Source organism: Acetobacter sp. DmW_136 (assembly GCF_008690365.1).
Classification (GTDB): Bacteria; Pseudomonadota; Alphaproteobacteria; order Acetobacterales; family Acetobacteraceae; genus Acetobacter; species Acetobacter oryzifermentans.
Window position 1 is genome coordinate 61,829 of record NZ_VHON01000036.1, and the last position, 6,115, is coordinate 67,943.

General features: G+C 48.2%; 7 protein-coding genes. 6 read left to right on the forward strand and 1 reads right to left on the reverse strand.

Annotated elements, in window-relative coordinates; all coding sequences use genetic code 11:
• Positions 1-3 precede the first annotated feature (3 nt).
• From FKW31_RS11985 to FKW31_RS12000, 4 genes are all read left to right on the forward strand, one after another.
• Complete coding sequence (locus FKW31_RS11985; protein WP_150178644.1) at positions 4-1,149, forward strand: anhydro-N-acetylmuramic acid kinase; 1,146 nt, start codon at positions 4-6, stop codon at positions 1,147-1,149.
• Positions 1,150-1,181: 32 nt separating this feature from the next.
• Positions 1,182-1,673, forward strand: coding sequence for a hypothetical protein (locus FKW31_RS11990; RefSeq protein ID WP_006115910.1), 492 nt, complete (start codon positions 1,182-1,184; stop codon positions 1,671-1,673).
• 159 nt (positions 1,674-1,832) lie between these two features.
• On the forward strand, positions 1,833-2,030 hold the full coding sequence (locus FKW31_RS11995; protein WP_081461426.1) for a DUF3311 domain-containing protein: 198 nt from the start codon (positions 1,833-1,835) through the stop codon (positions 2,028-2,030).
• Complete coding sequence (locus tag FKW31_RS12000) at positions 2,027-3,481, forward strand: sodium:solute symporter (RefSeq protein ID WP_150178645.1); 1,455 nt, start codon at positions 2,027-2,029, stop codon at positions 3,479-3,481. The genes FKW31_RS11995 and FKW31_RS12000 overlap by 4 nt, the downstream gene beginning before the upstream one ends.
• A 72-nt stretch (positions 3,482-3,553) precedes the next feature.
• On the opposite strand, the gene FKW31_RS12005 is transcribed toward FKW31_RS12000, so the two are convergent.
• Positions 3,554-3,940 carry a hypothetical protein gene (locus tag FKW31_RS12005; RefSeq protein ID WP_063354537.1) on the reverse strand — a complete coding sequence of 129 codons (387 nt, stop codon included), beginning with the start codon at positions 3,938-3,940 and terminating at the stop codon, positions 3,554-3,556.
• Positions 3,941-4,049: 109 nt separating this feature from the next.
• Between FKW31_RS12005 and alkB the strand changes: the two genes are divergently transcribed.
• On the forward strand, positions 4,050-4,718 hold the full coding sequence (gene alkB, locus FKW31_RS12010; RefSeq protein WP_150178646.1) for a DNA oxidative demethylase AlkB: 669 nt from the start codon (positions 4,050-4,052) through the stop codon (positions 4,716-4,718).
• A 45-nt stretch (positions 4,719-4,763) separates the two neighbouring features.
• The gene (locus FKW31_RS12015) at positions 4,764-5,921 is read left to right on the forward strand and encodes a serine hydrolase (RefSeq protein WP_150178647.1); all 1,158 of its coding nucleotides are present in this window, start codon (positions 4,764-4,766) and stop codon (positions 5,919-5,921) included.
• Positions 5,922-6,115 lie beyond the last annotated feature (194 nt).

Consider the following 6,115-nt stretch of genomic DNA (forward strand, 5'->3'; position numbering starts at 1 on the left):
ACTATGTCTTTGCTTTCTCCCCTTACCGCCATTGGGCTTATGAGTGGCACATCACTTGATGGCGTAGATGCAGCTCTCATACAAACTGATGGCACACGTATATTCCGGCACGGCCCAGCGCTGACCGTGCCTTATACGGCAGAATTACGGGCACGCCTGCGCCGCATACTGGATGAAGCTCCTCAGCTTGCGTCTTCTGATCCTGCATTACTGTCTGCAGAACATGATCTGACAAAGGTGCATGCCATAGCTGTTGAAAAACTGCGCCAAATGGCACCTGATATGCCAGCCGATCTTATTGGCTTTCATGGTCAGACCATTCTGCACCAGCCTGGGCGCACATGGCAGATTGGCAATGCTATTGCGCTTTCTTCTGCTACAGATTTGCCTGTTATCCATGACTTTCGCAGCGCTGATGTACACGCAGGCGGAGAAGGTGCTCCGCTGGCCCCTTTATATCATGCAGCCCTTTTGCACGATCAGCCACGCCCCGTTGCAATCCTGAATATTGGAGGCGTTGCTAATCTTACTCTGCTGACCTCAAAAGGTGAGATTCTGGCCTGTGATACAGGCCCCGGCAATGCTCTGCTGGATGACTGGACTTTCCGCCATACTGGCATCCCCTACGATAAAGATGGGCGCTTGGCACGCAGCGGTAAAGTGTCTGCATCTATTCTGAAGCAGCTCGTGGCACATCCATTTTTTAGCAAACCAGCCCCTAAATCTCTCGACAGGCTAAGCTTTCATACAGCCTTGCAAAATATTGCTGCGCTCTCCCCGGCAGATGGAGCTGCCACACTGGTTGCCTTTACTGCGGAAACCATTGCCCGCACGCCTTTACCAGAGCAGCCTCAAGCATGGTTTGTATGTGGCGGCGGTCGACATAACTCTGCTATTATGGAAGTACTTACTCAACGGTTACCCGGCCAAGTCTCTCCGGCAGAAATTCTTGGATGGAATGGGGATGCGCTGGAAGCCGAGTGCTTTGGATTTTTGGCTGTAAGAAGCCTGTATGGGTTCCCTTTATCACTCCCATCCACCACAGGTGTACCTGCCCCTCAACAAGGTGGCCGGTTAAGTTGCGGCGGCATTACACCATGGAAGGCGAAAGCTGTTTTAAACACGAAATTGCAGTATAATATTGCTTAATACATTTCATTGAACAGGAAAGACTCAAAACCATGAAACGCTTTCTGGCATTCGGCCTGTTGCTTGCTGCCCTTGGCGCGCCGGTACTAGCCTGTTCTGCAAGTGCGCAAACCGTTATTGACGGCAGCGATAAAAAGGCATCCCCTTTTGTAAAAAATACACTCAAGACGCTTACAAAACGCTTTCCGGATACCCACCCTTTTTTCCGCGCAATAACTACGCACCCCAATGCAGAAAAGAAGCAGGTTGTGTGTGGGGAAATCAGCCTGAGTTCCAGTAAAACACCAGAACCCGATAGCTTTATGCTGTTTGGTGCTACGGAAGGTGAAAACGCACCTATTGTTTATGAACCTCGTGAAATCCCACCATCTATTGATTCACGTGAAGTAAATCTGTGGATCAATCACGGAGCGGATCTGGCAGATTTGGAAGAAATGGGTTGCGTGCCAGAGGGCAGCTATCGGCAATATGGCGATAAGCTAAACCAAGTTTTACAGAATAAAAAGCACAGCGCCACACGCTAAAACATCAAGCTGTTTTTTCTGCCCCACTACAAACAGCACCCCCTGTTTGTAGTGGAAAAGACACAACTTGGTTTCTCGAACCAAAAAGACATACAGAATAATTGACAGGCGGTAACTTTCATCGCCATCCTTCTCCCGGTCACGAACAAAAAAAACAAAATGACCGGGTTTTCTGTAATGAAATATCTGAACCTCCTACTCGCCCTGCCCTTTTTAGGGTTACTTTGGACGCCCCTGTATAATAGGCACGATCCTGTTTTGTGGGGTTTTCCATTTTTCTACTGGTACCAATTCGCATGGGTACCAGTAACGTCTGCTCTTATCTGGATTGTCTGGAAAAAGGGGCAAAACACATGAGCACCATAAACCCTTGGGCGCTTGGCGTTTTTGTTTTCTTTTTTGCCGCGACCATTGTTGTTGGCAGTTCCATACAATGGATACGCGGCCTGTTTCATGCCAAACGTGATACCGACAGCCATGAGGAATGGTCACTCGGTGGGCGAGAATTTGGGCCGTGGGTAACATGGTTTTTGGTGGGAGGAGACTTTTACACCGCTTATACGGTTATTGCAGTACCTGCGCTGGTATATGCGGCGGGAGCATATGGCTTTTTTGCGCTGCCTTATACCATTATTGTTTATCCCTTCATTTTTCTTGTTATGCCAAAGCTTTGGAAGATTGCGCGCGCAGGCGGGCACGCAACAGCGGCAGATATTGTAAAGGCACGCTTTAACAGCCGGGCACTGGAAGTGATTATTGCCTTAACCGGGCTGGTAGCGGTTATGCCTTATATTGCGCTCCAGCTTATTGGTATCCGTACTGTGGTGCAGGCTTTAGGATTACCGGGCGATCTACCACTCATTATCGCCTTTATTTCCCTAGCTGCTTACACATGGTTGGGAGGGCTACATGCTCCGGCACTTACGGCCTTTATCAAGGATATTATGATCTATATTGCCGTGCTGGTAGCGGTAACTGTTATACCCCTACACACCGGCGGTTACAGTGCCCTGTTTGCCTCTGCGGCACATACAGATACGGTGCTTAAAACCGGACAAAACTTACCTTATGCTACCCTTGCGCTTTCTTCCGCTTTAGCTGCATTTTTATATCCTCATACACTTACGGGTATTCTGGCGTCTCGTTCAGCAGATACCATCAAACAGAATGCTGTTTTCTTACCCGCATACACCATTGTATTGGGGCTTATAGCCATGCTGGGCTTTATGGCGCATGCGGCTGGCATTAACACCACCAATACCTCCATGGTTGTGCCAATGCTGTTCCAAAGTGTATTTCCTGCATGGTTTGCCGGTTTTTGCCTTGCTGCCATTGCCGTAGGGGCATTGGTGCCTGCGGCCGTTATGGCAATTGGCGCGGCCAATCTGGTCACCAACAATTTGCTTCCCCCACAGGCAAATCCAGTACGCACCAGCCGCATTGTAGCTTTTATAGTAAAAATTGGCGCACTGATTTGCGTATTGTTCCTGAACGCGCAGTTTGCCATTGATTTCCAGCTTTTGGGAGGCGTGTTTATTCTACAAACATTCCCTGCGCTTATTCTGGGCCTGTTTCGTGTGCGCTTTTCTGCCGCCGCTATGCTAACTGGGTGGGCTGTAGGCACAGTTTTTGGTGTTAGTATTTGCTGGATGGACGGCCTAAAACCTATTCACCCCGTTAATCTGGGGCTATTTTCTGGCAATATTTCTACTGGCCTTCTTTCTCTGGTTATCAATATTGCCATAGTTGCACTTGTATCCGTGATGGCCCCCGCCAAACAGAATATCCCAGCTAATACAACTGTCTGATGCACAACAGGTGTTAAAAAAGGAAGGCTTATCCCAAGCCTTCCTTTTTTCTTAGAAAATCTGCCGTTCCCATTAAAAATTCAGAAAAACGGTTGAAGCTTTTTTTCGATTTCCCGTTTTCTGAAATTCCAGTGTCTGGTCACGCACAAGCTGATAGAGATCTATCCCTTTCTGGCGTGCGGGCTCTTCCAGTTCTGCGTAGATATCTTCAAGCAGATAACCTTTTTGTCCTACTTGTCGTGCAAGTAAAGGAGAACGATTCTGCTGACGACATGTTTCCAAAAACACACTTAAAGCCGCCTCACCTTGGGGCTGTAAGTCCATGGGAGAACGCGCCAGAAAATCCACCTCTGCGTTCAGGCCTATAAAAACCCCACGAAACATACGGCTACCGGCATTAAAGCTGATAACAGCCGGAATGCCGCCGATAAACATCATATCCCGACCAGAAACCGACATTGCTGGGGATCTGCTCCTTCTGTTTCAAACGTAGGTGCTGCTATACTCTTTCCATGCTGTGCCAGAGAGCGCACATCACCGCAAACACTTTCCACACAGAGCTTTCACCATGAAAGACAATCGTTCCGTGCAAATGGATTTTCTTTTGCCAGATATCCGGCCAAACTCCGTGCAGTTGGATGCCGGAGCCGTATTATTGCCCGGTTTCGCTTTGCATGATGCTGAAGCCTGTATGCTGGCTGTTCACCGCATTACGCAGCAAGCGCCATTTAGAAAAATGTACACCCCGGGCGGAGGGCAGATGTCTGTTGCCATGACGTGCTGCGGCCCATTTGGATGGGTTAGCACATCACAAGGCTACAGCTATACCAGAGTAAACCCTTTTACTGGCCAACCTTGGCCAAATATGCCTACCATTTTTCAAACTTTGGCGCACAAGGCTGCCCAAAAAGCTGGTTTCGCACAATTCCATCCCAATGCCTGCCTTATCAACTCTTACAGTCCTGGTGCACGCATGGGCCTTCATCAAGACCGCGATGAAGGATGTACGGAACAGCCTGTGGTTTCTCTCTCATTTGGCTTGGAAGCGGTTTTTCTGTGGGGTGGGCTAAAAAGATCAGATCCTACTCGACAAATTTTGCTCAGGGATGGAGATGTTCTGGTGTGGGGTGGGCCTGATCGCTTACGCTTTCATGGCATAAAACCCATTCGGGCTGGCACACATGCCAGAACAGGAGAAACCCGCCTGAATATTACCTTTAGATTTGTGGCGACTTGAACCAATTGAATTTTCTCATGGTGTTTTCTTATAAGGCAGAAATATATGCCCTCTTCTTTTAGCCGTCGTATTTTGCTTACGGGAGCAGTAAGCCTATTCTATTCCTCAACAAAGAAAAGCATGGCATCCGATACCCAAAACAACTTTACACAAGTGGAACGCATTTTTCAGGATGCCATCAAAAACGGTAAAACACCGGGAGCCGTTGCCGCCATTGCCCATAAAGGCCAAGTGGTTTGGAAAGGTGTGTTTGGGCAACGCGCACTTGTACCTCATCCAGAAGCCATGACATGGGATACGCTGTTTGATATGGCGTCTCTTACCAAAGTGCTCATTACTGCTCCGGCCATCATGCAGTTGTATGAACGTGGATTAGTCCAACTAGATGTGCCGGTTTGCCATTATCTTCCTGAATTTTCCGGACAAGGCAAACAGGAAATTACTGTTCGCCAGTTGCTCACGCACTATTCCGGTTTACCGCCAGATCTGGATCTTTCAACACCGTGGACAGGCCGTAATACAGCTATACAGATGGCATTTTCCTGCACGCCCATTCATCCTGCGGGAGAGCAGTTTGTTTATAGTGATATCAACTTTATCCTGCTTGGGCTGATTGTAGAAAAGCTCTCTGACCTGACCTTACAAGACTACGCAACACAAAATATTTTCAAACCACTGGGCCTAAAAAGAACCTTTTTTACTCCAGCTCCCACACTTTCCAGCACAATTGCCCCTACTCAGTATGATGAAAAGGGAAACCTTCTCCGTGGCATCGTGCATGATCCCACAACACGCCGGATGGGAGGTGTTGCAGGTCATGCAGGATTATTTTCCTGCGCGGATGATATGACACGCTACGCCATTGCGCTGCTCAACAAACGCGCCGGGCGTTCTTCTCCTTTTCCACTTAAGGCAGATACACTGGTCATGATGTCATCCCCGCAGCAACCTGCGGGCAAAACCGATCAACGAGGTTTAGGGTGGGATATTGCCACTCATTATTCTACCCCGCGAGGTGATTACTTTCCCATAGGATCGTTTGGCCATACCGGTTTTACAGGTACATCTCTGTGGTTAGTGCCGCAAACAGATAGCTTTGTTCTGATTTTAACAAACAGGGTTCACCCTTACGGAAAGGGCAATGTTATTGCCTTACGGCATGATGTTGCCTCTGCAGCGGCTTTGGCTTTAGAGCACCTTTGAACAGCAACTTTATACAGGCAACTTCTTTTCAGTGTTCATAAAGGTGCTCACCTATAAACACCGAAAAGAAGTTGCCTAACATATAAAAATTTACCCGATAAATTTAGGCTCAGGACTCATTCTTTGAGATAGAAGATGACGCTTGCTGCGATATGGATTGCAGACATGAAGGTATGAGCGCACCGGTCATATCG